17 protein-coding genes are annotated in these 18,783 nt (G+C 69.3%); 6 read left to right on the top strand and 11 right to left on the bottom strand.

The genetic code is table 11. From position 1 onward, the window contains the following. Positions 1-24 precede the first annotated feature (24 nt). Entirely contained in the window at positions 25-1,878 is a 1,854-nt protein-coding gene (locus AC3WJT_RS10660; protein ID WP_492343094.1) for an alpha/beta fold hydrolase, read from the top strand. Positions 1,879-2,069: 191 nt separating this feature from the next. Further along, complete coding sequence (locus AC3WJT_RS10655) at positions 2,070-3,035, top strand: CsgG/HfaB family protein (protein ID WP_492343093.1); 966 nt, start codon at positions 2,070-2,072, stop codon at positions 3,033-3,035. 75 nt (positions 3,036-3,110) lie between these two features. Here AC3WJT_RS10655 and AC3WJT_RS10650 read toward each other — a convergent pair whose 3' ends face one another. Both AC3WJT_RS10650 and AC3WJT_RS10645 read right to left on the bottom strand, forming a co-directional pair. Further along, positions 3,111-4,322, bottom strand: coding sequence for an acyl-CoA dehydrogenase family protein (locus AC3WJT_RS10650; protein WP_492343092.1), 1,212 nt, complete (start codon positions 4,320-4,322; stop codon positions 3,111-3,113). A gap of 4 nt (positions 4,323-4,326) precedes the next feature. Continuing rightward, entirely contained in the window at positions 4,327-4,614 is a 288-nt protein-coding gene (locus AC3WJT_RS10645; RefSeq protein ID WP_492343091.1) for a putative quinol monooxygenase, read from the bottom strand. 125 nt (positions 4,615-4,739) lie between these two features. Between AC3WJT_RS10645 and AC3WJT_RS10640 the strand changes: the two genes are divergently transcribed. Then, positions 4,740-5,054, top strand: a complete 315-nt coding sequence (locus AC3WJT_RS10640; protein ID WP_492343090.1) for an autorepressor SdpR family transcription factor — start codon at positions 4,740-4,742, stop codon at positions 5,052-5,054. Continuing rightward, positions 5,051-5,434, top strand: a complete 384-nt coding sequence (locus tag AC3WJT_RS10635; protein ID WP_492343089.1) for a hypothetical protein — start codon at positions 5,051-5,053, stop codon at positions 5,432-5,434. Before AC3WJT_RS10640 ends, AC3WJT_RS10635 begins: the two co-directional genes overlap by 4 nt. On the opposite strand, the gene AC3WJT_RS10630 is transcribed toward AC3WJT_RS10635, so the two are convergent. Both AC3WJT_RS10630 and AC3WJT_RS10625 read right to left on the bottom strand, forming a co-directional pair. Next, positions 5,431-5,679, bottom strand: coding sequence for a hypothetical protein (locus tag AC3WJT_RS10630; protein ID WP_492343088.1), 249 nt, complete (start codon positions 5,677-5,679; stop codon positions 5,431-5,433). The two genes, AC3WJT_RS10635 and AC3WJT_RS10630, sit on opposite strands and share 4 nt — an antisense overlap. A gap of 159 nt (positions 5,680-5,838) precedes the next feature. After that, positions 5,839-6,534: a TerB family tellurite resistance protein gene (locus tag AC3WJT_RS10625; RefSeq protein ID WP_492343087.1), complete on the bottom strand. Its 696-nt coding sequence runs from the start codon at positions 6,532-6,534 to the stop codon at positions 5,839-5,841. 35 nt (positions 6,535-6,569) lie between these two features. On the opposite strand from AC3WJT_RS10625, the gene AC3WJT_RS10620 reads away from it, so the two are divergent. Next, positions 6,570-10,175 (top strand): hydantoinase B/oxoprolinase family protein, encoded by a 3,606-nt coding sequence (locus AC3WJT_RS10620; RefSeq protein WP_492343086.1) that lies wholly within the window; start codon positions 6,570-6,572, stop codon positions 10,173-10,175. Between the two features lie 22 nt (positions 10,176-10,197). Continuing rightward, entirely contained in the window at positions 10,198-11,316 is a 1,119-nt protein-coding gene (locus AC3WJT_RS10615) for a hypothetical protein (RefSeq protein WP_492343085.1), read from the top strand. Positions 11,317-11,319: 3 nt separating this feature from the next. Here the strand turns inward: AC3WJT_RS10615 and metH are convergent, their stop codons facing one another. From metH to AC3WJT_RS10580, 7 genes are read right to left on the bottom strand one after another with little or no spacing between them, the layout of a single operon-like run. Beyond that, positions 11,320-13,992, bottom strand: a complete 2,673-nt coding sequence (gene metH, locus AC3WJT_RS10610) for a methionine synthase (protein ID WP_492343084.1) — start codon at positions 13,990-13,992, stop codon at positions 11,320-11,322. Beyond that, positions 13,989-14,378 carry a hypothetical protein gene (locus tag AC3WJT_RS10605; protein WP_492343083.1) on the bottom strand — a complete coding sequence of 130 codons (390 nt, stop codon included), beginning with the start codon at positions 14,376-14,378 and terminating at the stop codon, positions 13,989-13,991. The genes metH and AC3WJT_RS10605 overlap by 4 nt, the downstream gene beginning before the upstream one ends. Continuing rightward, complete coding sequence (locus AC3WJT_RS10600) at positions 14,375-14,887, bottom strand: DUF6882 domain-containing protein (RefSeq protein ID WP_492343082.1); 513 nt, start codon at positions 14,885-14,887, stop codon at positions 14,375-14,377. Before AC3WJT_RS10600 ends, AC3WJT_RS10605 begins: the two co-directional genes overlap by 4 nt. Beyond that, positions 14,887-15,951: a homocysteine S-methyltransferase family protein gene (locus AC3WJT_RS10595; protein WP_492343081.1), complete on the bottom strand. Its 1,065-nt coding sequence runs from the start codon at positions 15,949-15,951 to the stop codon at positions 14,887-14,889. The genes AC3WJT_RS10600 and AC3WJT_RS10595 overlap by 1 nt, the downstream gene beginning before the upstream one ends. After that, positions 15,948-16,805 carry a subclass B3 metallo-beta-lactamase gene (gene bla, locus AC3WJT_RS10590; protein WP_492343080.1) on the bottom strand — a complete coding sequence of 286 codons (858 nt, stop codon included), beginning with the start codon at positions 16,803-16,805 and terminating at the stop codon, positions 15,948-15,950. Before bla ends, AC3WJT_RS10595 begins: the two co-directional genes overlap by 4 nt. Next, complete coding sequence (gene metF / locus AC3WJT_RS10585) at positions 16,802-17,740, bottom strand: methylenetetrahydrofolate reductase [NAD(P)H] (protein ID WP_492343079.1); 939 nt, start codon at positions 17,738-17,740, stop codon at positions 16,802-16,804. Before metF ends, bla begins: the two co-directional genes overlap by 4 nt. Continuing rightward, positions 17,737-18,705, bottom strand: coding sequence for an ArsR/SmtB family transcription factor (locus AC3WJT_RS10580; RefSeq protein WP_492343078.1), 969 nt, complete (start codon positions 18,703-18,705; stop codon positions 17,737-17,739). Before AC3WJT_RS10580 ends, metF begins: the two co-directional genes overlap by 4 nt. Positions 18,706-18,783: the final 78 nt, after the last annotated feature.

Here is an 18,783-nt window from a genome sequence, read left to right as displayed (position 1 = left end):
AGGGACCCGGATGGAGGCGACGACGTGCTGAAGACAGTTGAGTACGGCTTTCCGGAGATTCTCCGCGAACGGCTTGCGCAAGGACGTCCGTCCCAGGCCATCCTGGAAGACTGGGCGGCCATGGCCTCGTCGCTCGACCGCGAGCCGGAGGCGCTTGCCGCGGCCCTGAGAGAGGCGGCGGAGTTCACCACCGCCGACGGCGCCGCCAACGTTGCGCCCCGGTCAGCCATCGGCGTCGCCGTCGTTGAGGTGGACGGGGAACTGGCGCTCGCGGACGAGGTCTTCTCCCGATGGTTCGGCGGGAAGCCCGATGTTTCCACGTTCCGGAGCCTGATCCGCCAGGCGCTGAAGGATGGACAGGCGAACGGGCTGGTCGAGGGTCAGGACGGCGCGGCCATGGCCGCCTGCGCCGGGGTGTGGGAGTCCGCGAGCGGCTGGCCGCTGCCGGAGGCCTGTCGGGCGGCGATGGCGGGGCCCGTGCGGCGGATCGCGCTGATGTGCTTCGCGCCGTCTCGGTCGAGCGATCTGGCCGGCCGGGCGTCAGAGGCGTTCGGGCTTACCCCGCTCGAGGCGCGCCTTGCCGTGGCTCTTCTCGACGCCCCCAACCTCGAAGCCGCCGCCCTGCGGATCGGCGTCGGCCGTGAAACGGCACGCGAGGCGCTGAAGAAGGCGATGAAGAAGGCCGGCGCCCGCCGCTCGCCCGACCTCGTCCGCCGGATGATGGACCTGATGTGCGGCGACCACGCCATGCCGCCGTCGATCGAGGACGTTCTGGCCACTACCTTCGGGGCGACGGCCGCCGAGGCCCGGGCCGCCGCCCGGTTCGCCCAGGGCATGACCGCACGGGAGGTCGCCCAGTCCCTCGGCGTGAAGGACGCCACGGTCCGCGGACAGCTCAAGGCGGTGTTCGCAAAGACCGGCGTGAACAAGGCCAAGGACCTCGTGCGGCTCGCCGCGGAGACCAGCACCCTGGCGGCCCTGACGGGGGTGGCGGAGACGGTCATGGAGCCGGCCGACCCCAACGGCCGGCTGCGCGTGGTCGCGGCCGGCGAGCGGCGCATCGCGGTGACGGACTACGGCCCGCGCAGCGGCAAGCCGGTGATCATCATGCACGGCGCCGCCACGGGCCGCCGCCTGCCCCCCGCGCTCGTCATCGCCCTGCATGCGCGGGGCTACCGGCCGCTGGTGCCGCAGCGCCCGGGATACGGTCTCACCGACATCGCCGACGGCGACTATCTGCAGCAGTGCTCGGACGACATGGCGCGGGTCATGGACGCTCTCAGGATCGACCGGACCCGGCTGATGATCCGCGACTCCGCCACCCCTGCCGGTCTGTTCTTCGCCCGGCAGTACGCGGACCGCATTCTGGCCGGCGTGGCGGTCAATCCGAAGTGGCCCCTGACGGCGGACCACCACCTGATCAGGCGTCCCGGCTCCATGATGGCCGCCCTCGGCAAGGCCTTCATCGCCAATCCCGCGCTGATCGACCTGGTCGCGCAGATCCTGCGCCGCCAGACGCGCACCGACCTGCTGGAAAAGGTCATGCGCCAGTCCGTCGCCCACCTGCCGCATGACCGGGAAGCGCTGCAGTCGCCCGGCGTGCTCGACGCGCTGGTCCAGGATGCCCAGGGGATGTTCGCCCGGTCGGGCGGCGGGTTCGTCGCGGAGCACCAGGCGTTTGTCGCCGGCTGGACCGTACCGGAGGGCGTCGGCGGCGGTTGCTGGACCGTGGCCCTGAGCGACCACCTGACCCTGCCGGATGCGGAAGCGGTCTGGGGCGGACTTCCCAATCCGCGTTTCACCGTTATTCCCGACGCCGGTTTGCTGGTCTATTTCACCCACCCGACGATCATCGCGGATCTGCTCGACCGCGCCTGACAGGTCCCCCCCAATGGGGGACGCCCGCGAGACCGGCGGATCATAGGGTTCGATGGCAAGGCTGAGGATATGATTCCGCGGCGACGACAGTGCGGAGCATGATCGGGGCGACCCGTTCCCCGGCTTCATCAAGCAGTTGGCAGACCCGGATTTCCGCGGCTCGGCCAGAAGAGACGACCTTGGAGGACTACATGCGCAAGATCACCACCGGCGTGCTGGGCCTGGCCCTGGCGGCCCTGGTCTCGGCCCAGACCACCCCTGCGTTCGCGCAGTTCGGAATGGACAAGAAGAAGCCGGCGACCGCCGCGACCCCGGAAATGCCCCGCTGCGACCGGCCGCTCGGCGTTATCGCCGTTCAGGAACCGGATAACCGCTGGTGGACCGAACTGGGCCTTTCCAGCCCGGAAGTCCTGATCAAGCTGTTCGCCCAACGCTCGGGCTGTTTCCGCGTGGTCGACCGCAACGCCGGTCTGGCGATGCGCGGCCAGGAGCGGGATCTGGCCGGCTCCGGCGACCTGCAGCGCGGCGCGAACATCGGCCGCGGCCAGGTTGTCGCCGCTGACTTTTTCCTCGTGCCGGACATCGCCAACTCCAACTCGAACGCCGGCGGCAACGCCATCGGCGCGATCGCCGGCAGCGTCATCCCGGGCGGCTTCGGCGCCCTGGCCGGCCAGATCCGCACCAAGAAGTCCGAGGCCCAGGTGATCATCACCGTGGTCGACGCCCGCACGACCGAGCAGCTCTACGTCGCTGAAGGCACGGCCAAGAAGACCGACATCGGCTTCGGCGTCGGGGGCGGCGCGCTCGGCAGCACGGGCTTCGGCGCGGCGGCCGGCGGCGGCTACAGCAACACCGAAATCGGCAAGGTCATCACGGCCGCCTACTTCAACGCCTTCATCGAGCTGATCCGCTACGCCCAGTCCGGCGCCATGCCGACCGGCGCGGAAGCCTCCGGCAATGCCGGCCAGGCCGCCGTCGTCGCGACGCAGTCGATGCCGATGCGCTCGGGCGCCAGCCCCACGGCGAGCGTCGTGCTGACCGTGCCGACCGGCGCGATCCTCTACCCGACCGGCGGCCGCAACGGCGTCTGGATGGAAGTGGACGACGAGCACGGCAACCGCGGCTGGATTTCGTCCGCCTTCGTGACGGCCCGATAGCCGCACCGGCCTGCTGAAACGACGAAGGGCGGAGCGCCGGGCGCTCCGCCCTTTTTCATTGCGCGGATGCCGGGATCAGAGCCCCAGAACCAGCTTCGCCATGATGTTGCGCTGGATCTCGTTGGAGCCGGCGTAGATCGAGGCCTTGCGATAGTTGAAGTAGCTGGGCGCGACCGGGGCGGCGTAGTCCGGGCCGGGCCGGGGATCGTTGGTCATCGCCCAGGTGTCCTGGACGAACGGCGCGGCGTAACCGCCGACCGCTTCCAGGGCCAGTTCGGTGATCGCCTGCTGGGCTTCGGAGCCCGCGCACTTGAGCATCGAGGAGGCCGGCCCGACGGGCTTGCCCGATCCCATCGCCGAGAAGATCTGCATCTCGGTCGCGTTGAGCGACTCGATGCGGATCTCCATCTCCGCCAGTTTGCGCTGGAAGTCGCGGTCCCGGATCAGCGGCTCACCGCCGTCGCCGAGCTCGGCCGAGGCGATCTTGCGCACCTTCTGCAGCTGGTTCATCAGCCCTGGCGCGTAGGCGTTGCCCCGCTCGAACTCGAGCAGATACTTGGCGTAGGTCCAGCCCTTGCCCTCTTCGCCGATGCGGTTGGCGACGGGGACCCGGACATTGTCGAAGAAGACCTGGTTGATCTCCTGTTCGTTGTCGGCCGGGCCGTCGAGCGTCGGCAGCGCCTTCACCAGGATGCCCGGCGTATCCATCCGCAGCAGCAGGAAGGAGATGCCGTTCTGCGGCTTGCCGCTGTTGTCGGTGCGCACCAGACAGAACATCCAGTCCGCCCACTGGGCGTGGGTGGTCCAGATCTTCGAGCCGTTGAGGATGTAGTCGTCCCCGTCCCGCTCGGCCTTCATCTGCAGGCTGGCGAGGTCGGAGCCGGAGCCGGGCTCGGAATAGCCCTGACACCACCAGATGTCGGAGTTGATGATCGGCGGCAGATGCTGCGCCTTCTGCTCGTCGGTGCCGAAGGCCATGATCACCGGCGCGACCATCTTCAGGCCCATGGGCGAAGCCGTCGGCACGCCGGCCAGGCTCATCTCCATGTTGTAGATATAGGCCTGGCTGGGGGTGAAGCCCGGCCCGCCGTATTCCACCGGCCAGTTGACCGTCGCCCAGCCCTTCGAGGCCAGCTTCTTCTGCCACTTCACCTGGCCGGTCTTGTTGAGATAGCCGTTCTTCGACTGGCTCATCATCCGGCGCAGGTCGTCGTCGTAGTTCTCGGCGATCCAGTCGCGGACCTCGCGCTGGAAAGCCTTGTCTTCAGCCGAAAACGCGAGGTCCATGGGATCAGACCGCGTCGAGGTATTCGATGGTCGGACGGCCGCCGAGGCAGGCGCCGATGCTCGGGCCGGCGGCCTTGAAATACTCGGTCTGGCCGTGCGCCGTCAGGGCGTCCTGCGAGGCATACATCTCCAGCACCTTGTAGGTGTTGGGCTCGGTGCGGCTCTTGGTCAGCTGATACATCAGGCAGCCGGACTCATTGGCCTTCACCTTGGCGGCCAGGTCGCCAAACACCTTCTCCAGGTCGGGGCCCTTGCCCTCGGCCACCGTCAAAGTCGCCACTACGCCGATCATGTTCCGCTCCCGAACGCTTGTTTGAAGGCGCGACAATGCAGCGCGCGGCGGGGCGGCGCAAGCATGACGCTGGGAGACCGGAGCGCCGGCTTGACTCATTTCGACGATTAGCTAATCATCGATCCATGAGCAGTGTCTTCAAGGCCCTTTCCGATCCGACCCGCCGCCGGGTGCTTCAGCTCCTGCGCGGCGGACCGATGACGGCCGGCGACCTGTCACAGCACTTCGACGTGTCCAAACCGACCATGTCGGCCCACTTCGCGGTGCTGAAGGAGGCCGACCTTGTCCACACCGAACGGTCGGGCAAGTCGATCACCTACTACCTCAAGCTCTCCGTCCTCGAGGAAGCGCTGATGGGGTTCGCACACACGTTCGGGCTTGGATCGACGGCGGGAGACTCCGCCGCCCCCGGCATCAGGAAGAAGGCTACATCGACATGAACAAGGCCATCAAATCCGGTCTGTTGCAGGCCGGCGCCACCCTGGCGGTCGCCGTCGTGGCGACCGTGCTCCAAAGGACCGGCGTCATCAGCCAGGACACCACCGTGCGTGTCCTCATGGCGACGATCGGGCTGGTCGTCGCCTGGCAGAGCAACGCCGTCCCCAAGTCGCTGCCCGTCCGGAGCGCCCGGTCCCAAGCCTACAAGAGACTATCCGGTTGGGCCTTCGTCCTGTCAGGGCTGGCGTTCACGGCCGTCTGGGCTTTCGCGCCGATGGACGTGGCGGCCACGCTGTCGATGGCGCCGATGTTGATTGCAATGGTGACGGTGTTCGTCGTCTGCCTGTCGAACCGGATCGGCAGGGCGAAGGTCGCTGACTAGCGCCGCTCGTTCCAGCCGTAGGCGACCCAGGAGTGGCCGCCGACGTTGCGGGCTTCGATGATGTCGGGATCACCGGTCGGGCGTGCGCGGACCGTGCGGCGCGCGCGTACGGCCAGACCGGCCAGCGCCAGCAGCGCGCTCGACATCAGGGCGATGAGCACGACGGTGGCGGCGGCGAACACGGCCAGAACGGCGCCAACGGCCAGCGCCGCGCAGGTCGCCAGAGCTCCCGCCAGCCAAGCCAAGCTCTTCAGAGCCGATCCAGAACCCCCCGCAGAGTCCAATCTGTTCATCGTGTCCTCGACGAGCCGCGAGAGGCGCGGCCACGGCATACTATTTTGTTGTTAACCGCTGAACGTCAACTGAACACGCGCGGAAAGCGTACGAATTCCGGGACTGCCCGATCAGTCGGCGCCGACCAGGGCCATCTCGCGACGCTCCCGCATCACCGAATCGAAGGCGGCGTTGATCGTCGCGGTCTTCGTCTCGGCCACGGCGATGAACTCGCTGGGCAGGCCCCGGGCCCGCGCGCGGTCGGGGTGCGCGGCGGACACCTGCGCCCGCCAGGCCGCATGAACCGCGTCGTCGGCGGCGTCGGGCAGCACCCCCAGGATCACATACGGATCGTCAGGTCCTGCGCCGAGGTGGGTCGCCTTGAGCCGGCGGAACGTCAGCGGCGAGAAGCCGAACAGATCCGACACCGCCTCCAGATAGGCCAGCTCGTCGGCCGTCACCGCGCCGTCCGACCCGGCGATATGGAACAGGCCGTCGAGAACGTCTTCAAGCAGCTGCGGGCAACTTCGATAGCGCCTGGCGAGTCGCTTGGCGTAGCTTTCGAATCCCCGCGTGGTCTGGCGGGCGAGATCATAGAGGCGGTGAACATTGCGCTCGGAGCCCGCATCCGGCTGGAAGACGGTCGCGAAAGCGTCGAATTCACCCTGGTCCGCGCGGCCGTCGGCCTTGGCCAGCTTGGCCCCGAGCGCCGTGACGGCCGTCGTGAAGGCGGGGTCCTCTCCCGGAGGGCCGGGAGGACAGTCGGGGCATTCGGCGTCGTCGACGCGACGCGCCGCGAGGCCTGCTATGGTGCGCCAGAAACTCATTGGATCGACTTGCAGCTTATGATCGTGGCGCTGGCATGACAACGGTTGCTGATGACGCGGCCGGATGGACCTTCTGGATCGATCGCGGCGGCACCTTCACCGACGTGATCGGGCGTGCGCCGAACGGCGCCGAGCGCACGCTGAAGCTTCTTTCAGCCTCGCCGTCCTATCCGGATGCGGCCGTTGAAGCCATGCGCCGCCTGCTCGCGGTTGAACCGGGCGCGCCGTTTCCCGCCGCGAGCGTCGCGGCGATCAAGATGGGCACCACGGTGGCGACCAACGCCCTGCTGGAGCGCAGGGGCGCGAAGACCCTGCTGGTGACGACGCGCGGCTTTCGCGACTCGGTGCTGATCGGCGACCAGTCCCGGCCGGAACTGTTCGCCCTCGATCTGGTCCGGCCCGAACCGCTCTACAGCGGCGTCGTCGAGGCGGTCGAGCGGCTGGCGGCGGATGGCGCGGTCGTGACGACGCTTGAGGCGGCCGCCCTGGACGCGGATCTTCGCCGGGCGCGGGCCGAGGGCTTCACCAGTGTCGCCATCGCCTTCCTGCACAGCGACCTGAACCCCGTCCATGAACTGGCCGCCGGCGCGATCGCCCGGGCGGCGGGCTTCGACTATGTCGCGCTCAGCCACGAGGTCAGCCCCCTGCCCCGCTTCGTGCCCCGCGCCGAGACGGCGGTGGCCGACGCCTACCTGACGCCTGTGCTTCGGGCCTATGTCGAGCAGGTGGCCGGCGCCGTCGCGGGCGCGCCGCTGTGGTTCATGACCTCCGCAGGCGCGCTGGTCCGTGCGGAGGCGTTCCGGGGCAAGGATGCGGTCGTGTCGGGCCCCGCCGGCGGCGTGGTCGGCGTCGCCCGCACCGCTGAAAGCGCCGGAGCCGCGGCCGTGCTCGGTTTCGACATGGGCGGCACATCCACGGATGTCTGCCGCTTCGCCGGCGTGCTGGAGCGGCGCGACGCGGCGAAGGTCGCCGGGGCGAAGCTGCGCAGCCCGATGCTGGACGTGGAGACCGTTGCGGCGGGCGGCGGCTCGATCCTGACCTTCGACGGCTTCCGCGCCCTGGCCGGCCCCGCCAGCGCCGGCGCGGACCCCGGCCCCGCCTGCTATGGCCGGGGCGGTCCGGCGACGGTGACGGACGCCAATCTGATCCTCGGCCGGCTCGATCCGCGCTTCTTCCCCGCGGTGTTCGGACCGAACGGCGACGCAGCCCTGGACCTGCTGGCGGCCCATGCCCGGCTGGCCGATCTGGCGGCCGCCATGGACCTGACCGTCGAGGCCGCCGCCGAGGGCTTCGTCGCCGTCGCGGTCGAACAGATGGCCCAGGCGGTGCGGCGCATCTCTACCGAGCGCGGCTTTGACCCGCGCGGCCACGCCCTGGTGTCCTTCGGCGGGGCGGCGGGTCAGGTCTGCTGCCAGGTCGCCGACGCGCTGGGCGTCACCGAGGTGCTCAGCCCGCGCCACGCTTCGCTGCTGTCCGCCTGGGGCATCGGCCAGGCGCGGGTGGGCGCCATGCGCCAGGGCGGGCTGGAACATCCGCTCGGCGAGGCCGGTCTGAAGGCGGCCGGCGCGCTGGCCGACCGCCTGGAAGCCGATGTGCGCGAAGCCCTGACAGCCCAGGGCGCGGACACCGGCGCCGTCGAGCGTCGCCTGCGCCTGCGCTACGACGGCGCGGACGCGGCCTTGCCGATCGCGCTCGGCGATGCGGAGACCGTGAAGGCCGCCTTCGAGGACGCGCACCAGCGGCTGTTCGGGTTTGTGGAGCCGGAGCGAACGGTCCTGATCGCCAGTGTGGAGGTGGAAGCGGAGGCGAGTTCCTCCCCATCGGGGGAGGTGGCTCGGCGAAGCCGAGACGGAGGGGGTCACCCGAAATCTGAGCGGACCCCCTCAGTCGGCTTCGCCGACAGCTCCCCCGAGGGGGGAGCATCTGCGATCGTTCAGGCCGCCGACCTCACCACCCTCGACGGCCCCGCCCTGATCATCCGGTCCGACACCCAGATCGCGGTCGCCGAAGGCTGGCGCGCCACCAGCGAAGCGGACGGCCTGATCCGCCTGACCCGCGTCGCCCCGCTGTCAGCCGGCGTCATCGCCGCGGATGCGCCGGACCCGGTGACTCTGGAGCTGTTCAACCGCCGCTTCATGGGGGTCGCCGAGGCGATGGGGGCGGCGCTGGAGCGGACGGCCCATTCGGTCAACATCAAGGAGCGGCTCGACTTCTCCTGCGCCCTGTTCGACGCCGACGGGGGGCTGGTGGCCAACGCGCCGCACATGCCGGTGCACCTCGGCAGCATGGGCGCCAGCGTGCGGGCGACCCAGGAACGGCATCCGGTGCTGCATCCCGGCGAGGCCTTCGCGCTCAACAACCCCTACTTCGGCGGCACACACCTGCCGGACATCACCGTCGTGATGCCGGTGTTCATGGCGGACAGCGACGCGGCGCCGGCCTTCTATGTCGCCGCGCGTGGCCACCATGCCGACATCGGCGGCGTTCAGCCCGGCTCGATGCCGCCGTTCTCGACAACGCTGGAGGAGGAAGGCGTTCTCCTCGACGCCGTGCCGATCATGCGCGAGGGACGGTTCCTTGAGGCCGAGACCCGCGCGGCGCTGCTGACCGGCCGGTGGCCGTCCCGGGCGCCGGACCGCAACATCGCCGACCTCAAGGCCCAAATCGCCGCCTGCCAGGCCGGCGCGGGGGCGGTGTCCGGCATGATCGAGGCCTACGGCGCCGACGCTGTCGCCCGCTACATGACCTTCGTGCAGAAGAACGCCGAGCAGGCTGTGCGCCGAGCCCTGACCAAGCTCACCGACGGCGAGGCGCGCGTGCCGATGGACGGCGGCGGCGAGATCGTCGTGAAGATCACCGTCGATGCGGCGGCCGGCGAGGCGGTGCTCGACTTCACCGGCTCAGCCGACCAACTGGGCAGCAACTTCAACGCCCCTTCTGCCATCGTCGATGCGGCGGCGCTGTATGTGTTCCGCAGCCTGGTGGACGACGACATCCCGCTGAACGCCGGCTGCCTGACGCCGCTGAAGATCATCACCCGGCACGGCTCGATGCTCGATCCCGAGCCGCCGGCGGCGGTTGTCGCGGGCAACGTCGAGACCAGCCAGCACGTGGTCGACGCCCTTTATGCGGCCCTCGGCGTCATGGCCAACAGCCAGGGCACGATGAACAACTTCACCTTCGGCGATGACGAGCGGCAGTACTACGAGACGATTTGCGGCGGCGCCGGCGCGACGGCCCACCGCGCCGGAACCAGCGCGATCCACACCCACATGACCAACAGCCGGCTGACCGACCCCGAGATTCTCGAGCGGCGCTTCCCGGTGCGGGTCGAGACCTTCTCCGTGCGACCGGGCTCCGGTGGCGATGGGGCGCGGCGCGGCGGCGACGGGACCATTCGCCAGGTCCGCTTCCTGGCCCCGATGGAATCGGCCCTGCTCTCGTCACGCCGAAGCCACAGTCCGGAGGGAATCTGTGGCGGTGGCGCCGCCCTGCCCGGCCGCCAGCGTTTGAGAACAGCCGACGGCGCTGTAAGGGAACTTTCAGGCTGCTTCTCGATTTCCGTGCGGCCGGGCGACGTCGTCGAGATTGAAACCCCGGGGGGCGGCGGTTTCGGTCGCAAGACCGGCGACCACGCCTGACGCAACAGTTTTAGGACCTTGAATGGCCCCGTATCTTCTCGTCCTCGCCCTGCTGTTCCAGGACGGATCCGCCGCCGCCGCGTCGGATGCGCCCGTCGCCACGGCCGTTCCGCGCAAGCAGGACATCGCGCCGCTGCCGATCCAGGGCGGGGCCGTGACGGCGCCGACGGACGACTACGGCTATGTCGGCTGGTGCTATGGCGCGATCTCGGCCTACGTCGATCTCTACGACCGGGCGATGCCCGAGGTGATCCGCATCGAGCGGGCCTGGCCGACGCCGAGCACCGAAGAGAACATCGCGGTGATCTATCCGGAGCAGCGCGAAGAGGCCAAACGCAACCTCGTGCTCTTCGCCCGCGCCATGGAGGCGGCCGAGAAGGCCAGCCCGACCCTGATCCAGCCCCAGGGCGCCGCCGCCATCAAGCGCGGGCGCGCCGTCTGGACGGGCGCGACCAACGTGCCCAAGGCCCAGCTCGCGCAGTTCTGGATGTCCTGGTCGCCGCCGGCCAAGTGCGCCGAGACGGCCAAGACGCTGGAAACCCGCTCACGGCTGTTCGGCCAGGCCCTGGCCACCGCTGCTCCGATCGTGGCCCCGCCGCCGCCTGTCGCCGAAGCGGCAGAAGCGACTCCTCTGGTCTTGCCGGCGGACGCCGCCATGACGTCTTCTGCCCTCGCGCCCACCGAGCCGGCCTCGGGCGGTATGATCGAGACCACGCAGCAAGCGCCCGCCCCGACGGTCGAGGCGCCGGTCGCGGCCCCTGCGCCCGTCGCCGATGACGTGGTGATTGAACAGCCGGCCGCTGACGGGCCGATGGTCTATGCCCAGCCCGCGCCCAGCGAGGACCCCGAGGTCGACGTCAGCGGCGCCGCGACACCGCCCGCGGCGGCGGCGGTTATGCCTGACGCCGCGGCCCTGTCAGCCGGCGCCCCGGAGCCGGTCGCTCAGACGGCGATTGACGACCTGCTGCCCAGGGAAGACGCCGCCGCAGCGCCGGTCGCTTCCGAGCCTGAGGCGCCGCCGCCCGTCGCAACGCCCGCAGCGCCCGTCGTGAAGCCCGCGCCCGCAGCCACGACCCCGCCTGCGCGCAAGCGCAAGCGCGGCCTGAAGGAAACCCTGCAGGGCCTGCGCGGTCCGCAGTAGGCGCTAGGCCGCCGCGTCCCGGTCCGTCGTGGACGGATCGTAGGCCAGGATCGGCGACAGCCACCGTTCGGCGGTCGCCACATCCCAGCCCTTGCGGGCGGCATAGTCGGCGATCTGGTCACGGTCGATGCGGCCGACACCGAAATAGTGCGCCTGGGGATGGCTGAAGTAGAGGCCGCTGACCGCCGCCGCCGGGCTCATGGCGAAGCTCTCGGTCAGCTTCATTCCCGTCTGAGCCTCAGCGTCCAGGAGTTTGAACAGCGTAGCCTTTTCGGTGTGATCCGGCTGCGCGGGATAGCCGGGCGCCGGGCGGATGCCGCGGTACTTTTCGCCAATGAGTGTGCCCAGATCAAACGCCTCGTCCGGCGCGTAGCCCCACAGTTCGGTCCGCACCCGATGGTGCATGGCCTCGGCGAAGGCCTCCGCCAGACGGTCGGCCAGCGCGGCCGCGAGAATGGCCGAATAGTCGTCGCCGGCGTCCTTGAACCGTTTGGCGATCTCCGGCTCGCCGTGACCGGCCGTCACCGCGAAGCCGCCGATCCAGTCAGCCGGCCCGCCGATCGGCGCGATGAAGTCAGACAGGGCGGCATTGGCCTTGTCGCCTGTCTTGGCCATCTGCTGGCGCAGGGTGTGGAGGCGAGCCAGTTCCGTGGTCCGGCTGTCGTCGGCGTAGACCACCACATCGTCGCCGTCGGACTGCGCCGGCCAGAAGCCGACCACGCCGCGCGCCTCGAACCAGTTCTCCTCGACGATCTTCGCCAGCATGGCCTGGGCGTCCTTCCACAGGTCGCGCGCCGCCTCCCCAACCACGTCGTCATCGAGGATGGCCGGGAAGCGCCCGACCAGTTCCCAGCTGGCGAAGAACGGGGTCCAGTCGATGTATTTCGCGAGTTCTTTCAGATCATAAGACGCAAAGCTTCGCGTTCCGGTGAACGTCGGCTTCGGCGGCGGCGCGGCGGTCCAGTCGATCGCGAACCGGTTGGCGCGCGCCTTCGCGATCGGCGTGCGGGTCTTCTGGTCCTGTCCGCGCGCGAACTGCTCGCGCACCCGCACATAGTCCTCGCGGGTCTGGGCCTCGAACGCCGCCTTGTCGGTCTTCGACAGCAGCTGCGAGACCACGCCCACCGCCCGGCTGGCGTCGAGCACATAGGTGGTCGAGGCCGCGCGATAGGCCGGCGCGATCTTTACGGCCGTGTGGGTCTTGCTGGTCGTCGCCCCGCCGATCAGCAGCGGGATGTCGAACCCGCGCCGCTCCATCTCGGCCGCGACGAACACCATCTCGTCCAGCGACGGGGTGATCAGCCCCGACAGGCCGATGATGTCGACGTTGTGCGCCTTGGCCTCGTCCAGGATCCGGTCGGCCGGGACCATGACGCCGAGGTCGATGACCTCGTAGTTGTTGCACTGCAGGACCACGCCGACGATGTTCTTGCCGATGTCGTGGACGTCGCCCTTCACGGTCGCCATCAGGATGCGGCCGGCCTGCTCGCGCGGCTGGCCTTCCTTCTCGGCTTCCATGAACGGCATCAGCCAGGCCACAGCCTGCTTCATGACCCGCGCCGACTTGACCACCTGGGGCAGGAACATCTTCCCGGCCCCGAACAGGTCGCCGACGATGTTCATCCCGTCCATCAGCGGGCCTTCGATCACGTGCAGCGGCCGCGCGACCGTCAGCCGCGCCTCCTCCGTGTCCGCATCGATGAACTCGGTGATCCCGTTGACCAGCGCATGGGCCAGCCGCTCGGCGACGGGCAGGCTGCGCCAGGCCTGGTCGGCGACCTGGACCTTTGATCCGTCGCCCTTGTACTTCGGCGCAAGATCCACCAGCCGCTCGGTCTGGCTGCCGCCAGACTTCGGCGTGCGGTTGAGGATCACGTCCTCGACGGCCTCGCGCAGTTCCGGCTCGATGTCGTCATAGACCGGCAGATCGCCGGCGTTGACGATGCCCATGTCCATGCCGGCGTTGATCGCGTGGTACAGGAACACGCTGTGGATCGCCCGCCGCACCGGCTCGTTGCCGCGAAAGCTGAACGAGACGTTCGACACACCACCGGAAACACGAGCGAATGGAAGGGTTTGCTTGATAACCCTCGTCGCCTCGATGAAGTCGACGGCGTAGTTGTCATGCTCCTCGATCCCGGTCGCGACAGCGAAGATGTTCGGGTCGAAGATGATGTCCTCGGGCGGGAAGCCGACCTGGTCCACGAGGATGCGGTAGGCGCGCTCGCAGATGGCGATCTTCCGGGCGGCGGTGTCGGCCTGCCCCTCCTCGTCGAAGGCCATGACCACCACGGCGGCCCCATAGCGCAGGCACAGCTTGGCCTGGGCGATGAACTCCGCCTCGCCGGCCTTCATCGAGATCGAGTTTACGATGGCCTTGCCCTGAACGCACTTCAGGCCAGCCTCGATGATCTCCCACTTGGAGCTGTCGATCATCACCGGCACGCGGGCGATGTCCGGCTCGGCGGCGATCAGGTTGAGGAAGGTGACCATGGCCGCCTTCGAATCCAGCAGCCCCTCGTCCATGTTGACGTCGATGACCTGGGCCCCGGCCTCGACCTGCTGGCGCGCGACAGACAGGGCGGCCGGATAGTCGCCCTCCGCCACCAGCTTGCGGAATTTCGCGGAGCCGGTGACGTTGGTGCGCTCACCGATGTTGACGAAGACTGGTCTCATTGGGACGTGGGACTTTCAATGGCCGGTTCGCGGCCCGCGAGGGCCAGACGGCGGCTGAGAATGGCTTGGGGCGCGCCGGCGGCGACGAGGCCGGGCCAGCATTTGGGATCCAGCGTGCGGTGCTCCGCCAGGGTGGCGACCAGCCGCGACAGGGTGGCGATATCGGCGGTGGCGGCGATCTTCACCACCAGTACGCCCGACAGCACCTTGGCCGGCACGGCGGTGGTCGCCGGGACGTCTGCCCGGGCGCAGGCGCTGATGAAGGCCGTGCCCAGCGCGAACAGCGCCGCGTCGCTGACCGCACGACGGTTCAGCCGGCTGCGGATGTCGCGCAGCATCTCGGTCTCGATGGGGCCGAGGGCCAGTACGGTCCGGGGGGCGGTCATGCGTACGACCTGCTGCGCGCGATCGACTTGATGATCAGATAGACCGACGCCTCGCCGGCCGGCGCGCGATAGGCGCCAAGGCCCGCCACCAGCTTCACGGCCGCGGCCGTCAGGCGCCAGGCCAGCGCCTCGAGGTCGGAGTCCGCGACGATCCGCTCGCGGAGTTCGGCCACATCGTGTTTGTCGCCGAGCGCCTTCGCCGCCGCGCTGTCGGTTGTGAACGGCTGCGGCAGATGCGGATTACCCCAGGCCCAGACCCAGTTGCGAGGGCCCAGCGTCCCGGCGATCTGCACCTCGGCGAACACCTGGATGCCCTGCTCGTCGGAAAAGGTCAGCGAGCCCTGACCGAGCTCGGCGTTCCAGACCGGCCAGGTTCCCAGGCCATAGCCCTCCGTCAACGCGTCCTGCTTGATCGCGAGCGCGGCCTCGGCCTCGGCGATCCAGTCCGCATAGACGAACGGCGGCGCCTTGCGCCGCAGCAGGTTCCTGAGAAAGCCGAGGATCGCCATCAGGCCAGCTCGAAGGCTTCCAGCCCGGCCAGTCGCATGGCGGTCGCCCGTTCCGGCAGCGCGCGCGGCGCCATGCCGGCGACCGACTCCGCAACGTGCGCGATGTGGTCGGGCGTCGTACCGCAGCAGCCGCCCAGAATGTTGACGATGCCGCTCTCCGCCCACTCATGGAGGGAACAGGCGGTCTCGTGCGGCTCCTCGTCATACTGCCCCATCGCGTTGGGCAGGCCGGCGTTGGGGTAGGCCGCGACCAGGGTGTCGGCGATCCGCGACAGCTCGGCGATGTGCGGCCGCATCAGGTCGGCGCCCAGCGCGCAGTTCAGGCCGATCGCGAACGGCTTCGCGTGGCGCACGCTGTTCCAGAAGGCCTCGACGGTCTGCCCCGACAGGGTTCGGCCCGAGCGGTCGGTGATCGTGCCGCTGATCCAGATCGGCAGCTCCTCGTGGCCTTCCTCGTCCCGCAGATCGAGGATCGCCTTGATGGCGGCCTTGCAGTTCAGGGTGTCGGTGATGGTCTCGATCAGGAACAGATCGACGCCGCCCTCGTACAGCCCCCTCACCTGCTCGCGATAAGCCTCGTAGACCTGGTCGAAGGTGACGGTGCGCGCTCCGGGGTCGTTCACGTCCGAGGACATCGACAGCATGACGTTCAGCGGTCCGATCGAGCCGGCGGCGAAGCGCGGCTTGTCCGGCGTCTTCGCGGTCCATCGGTCCGCGGCCGCCCGCGCCAGCTTCGCGCCCTCGAGGTTGATGTCGTAGGCGGCGCTTTCCAGGCTGTAGTCGCGCTGGGCGATGGTCGTGGCGCTGAAGGTGTTGGTCTCGCTGATGTCCGCTCCCGCCGCGAAGTAGGCGTCGTGCAGATCGGCGATGACGTCGGGCCGGGTCAGGCACAGGACGTCGTTGTTGCCCTTCAGCTGGCCGTTGTGATCGGAGAAGCGGTCGCCGCGGAAATCCTCCTCGGAGAGGCCGCGACGCTGGATCATCACGCCCCAGGACCCGTCGAGGATCAGGATGCGCTCGCGCGCCGCCTGCTTGAGGGCGGCGATACGGTCGAGGCGGCTCATGGCCGGACTCCTTGTTGGCGGGCCAGTTCGGCCTCGAAGGCGGCGCGGGACTCGGCGATACGGCGGGGCAGCTCGGCGGGATCGACGAACGGGCTGGGCTTGCCGCGTGCGACAGCGGCCCGCTTTTCCGCGAATCCGAACTGATCCGGATGGGGCGCGAGGAAAACGTCGGCCTTCAGGGCGCCCAGACGCACGAAGCTGGCGCGATAGTCGGCCACGATCGTCGGGTATTGTGGTTTCGGCGCGAGACGGTTGGCCGCGACGGTGGTGCTGCACCACAGGATGGCCTTTCGGACGACGCCGTCGATCTTCACCGGGAAGGTCCAGGTCGTGCATCCGGGGGTATGGCCGGGCGTGATGTGGGCGGTCAGCGTTACGCCGCCGAGCGTGACGGTGTCGCGGTCCTTGATCACCGCGTCGACCTTGACCGGCTTGAAGCGCAGGGCGGCCACGCCCTCGGAGCCGGGATAGACGCCCTTCTCCAGCAGCGGCCGGTCTCCGGCGCTGGCCAGCAGGGCCGCGCCCGTGTCCGCCTTCAGCCTGGCCAGGCCCGCAGCGTGATCGAAGTGGGCGTGGGTGTTGAGCAGGATATCGACGTCCGAGAGCTTGAAGCCGAGCGCCTTGATGTTGGCCTCCACGCCGGCGACGTTCTGCTCCATCGGGCCATCGATCAGGATGTGTCCCTTGGGCGTGGTGATCAGAAAGGCCGAAAGGCCCTCACTACCCACGTAGTAGAGGTTGTCGGCGATCTTCACGGGCGGAGCCGGCTTCAGCCACTCGGCCGGCCAGCCCTGGGCGATGGCGACGCCCCCGAGGGCGACGGCGCCCGCCAGCGCGATCCAGACCCGCTTCATGCCGCGGCTTCCCGGGACGGGAGGGCGGTGTCGCGCACGCCCAGCACCCTGCAGATGGCGTAGACCAGATCGGCGCGGTTCAGGGTGTAGAAGTGGAAGTCGCTGAAGCCTTCTTCGGCCAGCCTGGCGCAGGTCTCGGCGGCCACGGACGCGGCGATGAGGCGGCGGGTTTCAGGATCTTCGTCCAGGCCGTCGAACAGACCGCCCAGCCAGCCCGGCAGCGGGATTCCGCAGGGGTCGGCCATGCGCTGCAGGCCCTTGAAGTTGGACACCGGCATGATCCCGGGCGAGATCGGGATGGTCACCCCGGCCTTGCGGACCTTGTCCATGAACCGCAGGAACACATCGGTATCGAAGAAGAACTGGGTGATGGCGCGGGTCGCGCCGGCGTCGATCTTGGCCTTCAGGACATCGATGTCATGGTCGACGCCCGGGCTTTCCGGGTGGACCTGCGGGTAGAGCCCGACGGACACCTCGAAGGGCGCAACGCCCATGATGCCGCGGGTCAGCTCCGTGGCGTTGGCGTAGCCGTCCGCATGCGGAACATAGGCGCCGCCGATCGAGCCGGGCGGATCGCCGCGCAGGGCTACGATATGCCGGATGCCGCTTTCCCAGTAGTCGCGCACAACCTCGTCGACCTCCTCGCGGGAGGCGCCGACACAGGTCAGATGGGCGGCGGGCTTCAGCGTGGTCTCGTCGAGCATCCGCTTGACGGTGCGGTGCGTCCGCTCGCGCGTCGAGCCGCCGGCGCCATAGGTCACCGACACGAACGAAGGGTTCAGCGGCTCGAGCCGGCGGATAGCGGTCCAGAGCGACTCCTCGGCCTGCGGCGTCTTGGGCGGCGAGAACTCGAAGGACACCCGCACGCCGGTATCGCGGCCGCCCGCGCGGGCGACAGGACCCAGAGCGGAGGGATGGGCGGAGGGAGAAGTCATGCGGCGCTCCTTTCGGCCTGGGCGGGCCGACGGGCGGTCCAGATTTTCACAGTCAGGCCCGCCGCTGCCGGCGGCAGGGCGGTCGCGGTTTCCAGCGCCAGGCCGGCGCCGTCGAACCAGCGCCCGATCTCTTCGTCCGAGAAACCGAGACGGCGATGCTGGTGCTGCTCCCGCAGGTTTTCCAGCGCGTGCGGCGCGAAGTCGACGATCAGCAGCCGCCCGCCCGGCGCCACCAGTCTGGCGGCCTCGGCCACAGCGGCGGCGGGGTCGCCCAGATAGTGCAGCACCTGGTGAACGGTCACCAGGTCGGCGCAGCCCGTGGGCAGGCCGGTGGCGAAGATGTCGCCGTGGCGCAGTTCGCAGGTCGCCAGGCCCGCCTCGCTGACGTTCAGCCGGGCGATGTTGAGCATCTGCTGCGACAGGTCCAGGCCGACCGACCGCCGGGCGCGGGCGCCGAGCAGGGTCAGCATCCGGCCCGTGCCGGCGCCGAGATCGACCAACAGGCCCATCGGATCATCCCCGACCAGGCCGTGGATCTCCGCTTCGACGTCGGCTTCAGCGACATGCAGGGAGCGGATTTCGTCCCAGCGGGCGGCGTTGCGGGCGAAGTAGCTCGCCGCTTCCGAGCCGCGCTCGGTCGCGACCCGCGAGAGGCGCTCGGCGTCGAGCGCCAGGGCGGCATCGTCCAGGTCAATCTGCGCCAGGGTGCTGTCCGCCAGCGCCCGACCACTGCCTTCGGTCGCGAGACGGTAGAAGACCCAGGCGCCGTCGGGGAACCGCTCGACCAGTCCGGCCTCGGCGAGCAGCTTGAGATGGCGTGACACGCGGGGCTGGCTCTGGCCGAGCACGGTGCACAGTTCCAGCACCGACAGCTCCTCGCGGGACAGCAGCGCGAGGATCCGCAGCCGCGTCGGTTCGCCCGCCGCGCGCAGAATCTCGACCGCCTGTCCCGATGACACTGTCATGGGGATATAAAGATATCTTTATATGATCAAGTCAAGCGCCGGCGGGCGGTCGGCACGGCGTGGCAGGGTCGCGGCCTG

This window comes from Caulobacter sp. FW305-C-30-S16 (assembly GCF_058783025.1).
This window is presented reverse-complemented; position numbering and strand designations above follow the sequence as displayed.

What these genes read in the sequence shown, in the direction of transcription:
- AC3WJT_RS10655 (WP_492343093.1), top strand. Translation starts at nt 2,070, where the DNA reads ATGCGCAAGATCACCACCGGCGTGCTGGGCCTGGCCCTGGCGGCCCTG.
- AC3WJT_RS10650 (WP_492343092.1), bottom strand. Translation starts at nt 4,322, where the DNA reads ATGGACCTCGCGTTTTCGGCTGAAGACAAGGCTTTCCAGCGCGAGGTC.
- AC3WJT_RS10645 (WP_492343091.1), bottom strand. Translation starts at nt 4,614, where the DNA reads ATGATCGGCGTAGTGGCGACTTTGACGGTGGCCGAGGGCAAGGGCCCC.
- AC3WJT_RS10640 (WP_492343090.1), top strand. Translation starts at nt 4,740, where the DNA reads ATGAGCAGTGTCTTCAAGGCCCTTTCCGATCCGACCCGCCGCCGGGTG.
- AC3WJT_RS10635 (WP_492343089.1), top strand. Translation starts at nt 5,051, where the DNA reads ATGAACAAGGCCATCAAATCCGGTCTGTTGCAGGCCGGCGCCACCCTG.
- AC3WJT_RS10625 (WP_492343087.1), bottom strand. Translation starts at nt 6,534, where the DNA reads ATGAGTTTCTGGCGCACCATAGCAGGCCTCGCGGCGCGTCGCGTCGAC.
- AC3WJT_RS10620 (WP_492343086.1), top strand. Translation starts at nt 6,570, where the DNA reads ATGACAACGGTTGCTGATGACGCGGCCGGATGGACCTTCTGGATCGAT.
- AC3WJT_RS10615 (WP_492343085.1), top strand. Translation starts at nt 10,198, where the DNA reads ATGGCCCCGTATCTTCTCGTCCTCGCCCTGCTGTTCCAGGACGGATCC.
- metH (WP_492343084.1), bottom strand. Translation starts at nt 13,992, where the DNA reads ATGAGACCAGTCTTCGTCAACATCGGTGAGCGCACCAACGTCACCGGC.
- AC3WJT_RS10605 (WP_492343083.1), bottom strand. Translation starts at nt 14,378, where the DNA reads ATGACCGCCCCCCGGACCGTACTGGCCCTCGGCCCCATCGAGACCGAG.
- AC3WJT_RS10600 (WP_492343082.1), bottom strand. Translation starts at nt 14,887, where the DNA reads ATGGCGATCCTCGGCTTTCTCAGGAACCTGCTGCGGCGCAAGGCGCCG.
- AC3WJT_RS10595 (WP_492343081.1), bottom strand. Translation starts at nt 15,951, where the DNA reads ATGAGCCGCCTCGACCGTATCGCCGCCCTCAAGCAGGCGGCGCGCGAG.
- bla (WP_492343080.1), bottom strand. Translation starts at nt 16,805, where the DNA reads ATGAAGCGGGTCTGGATCGCGCTGGCGGGCGCCGTCGCCCTCGGGGGC.
- metF (WP_492343079.1), bottom strand. Translation starts at nt 17,740, where the DNA reads ATGACTTCTCCCTCCGCCCATCCCTCCGCTCTGGGTCCTGTCGCCCGC.
- AC3WJT_RS10580 (WP_492343078.1), bottom strand. Translation starts at nt 18,705, where the DNA reads ATGACAGTGTCATCGGGACAGGCGGTCGAGATTCTGCGCGCGGCGGGC.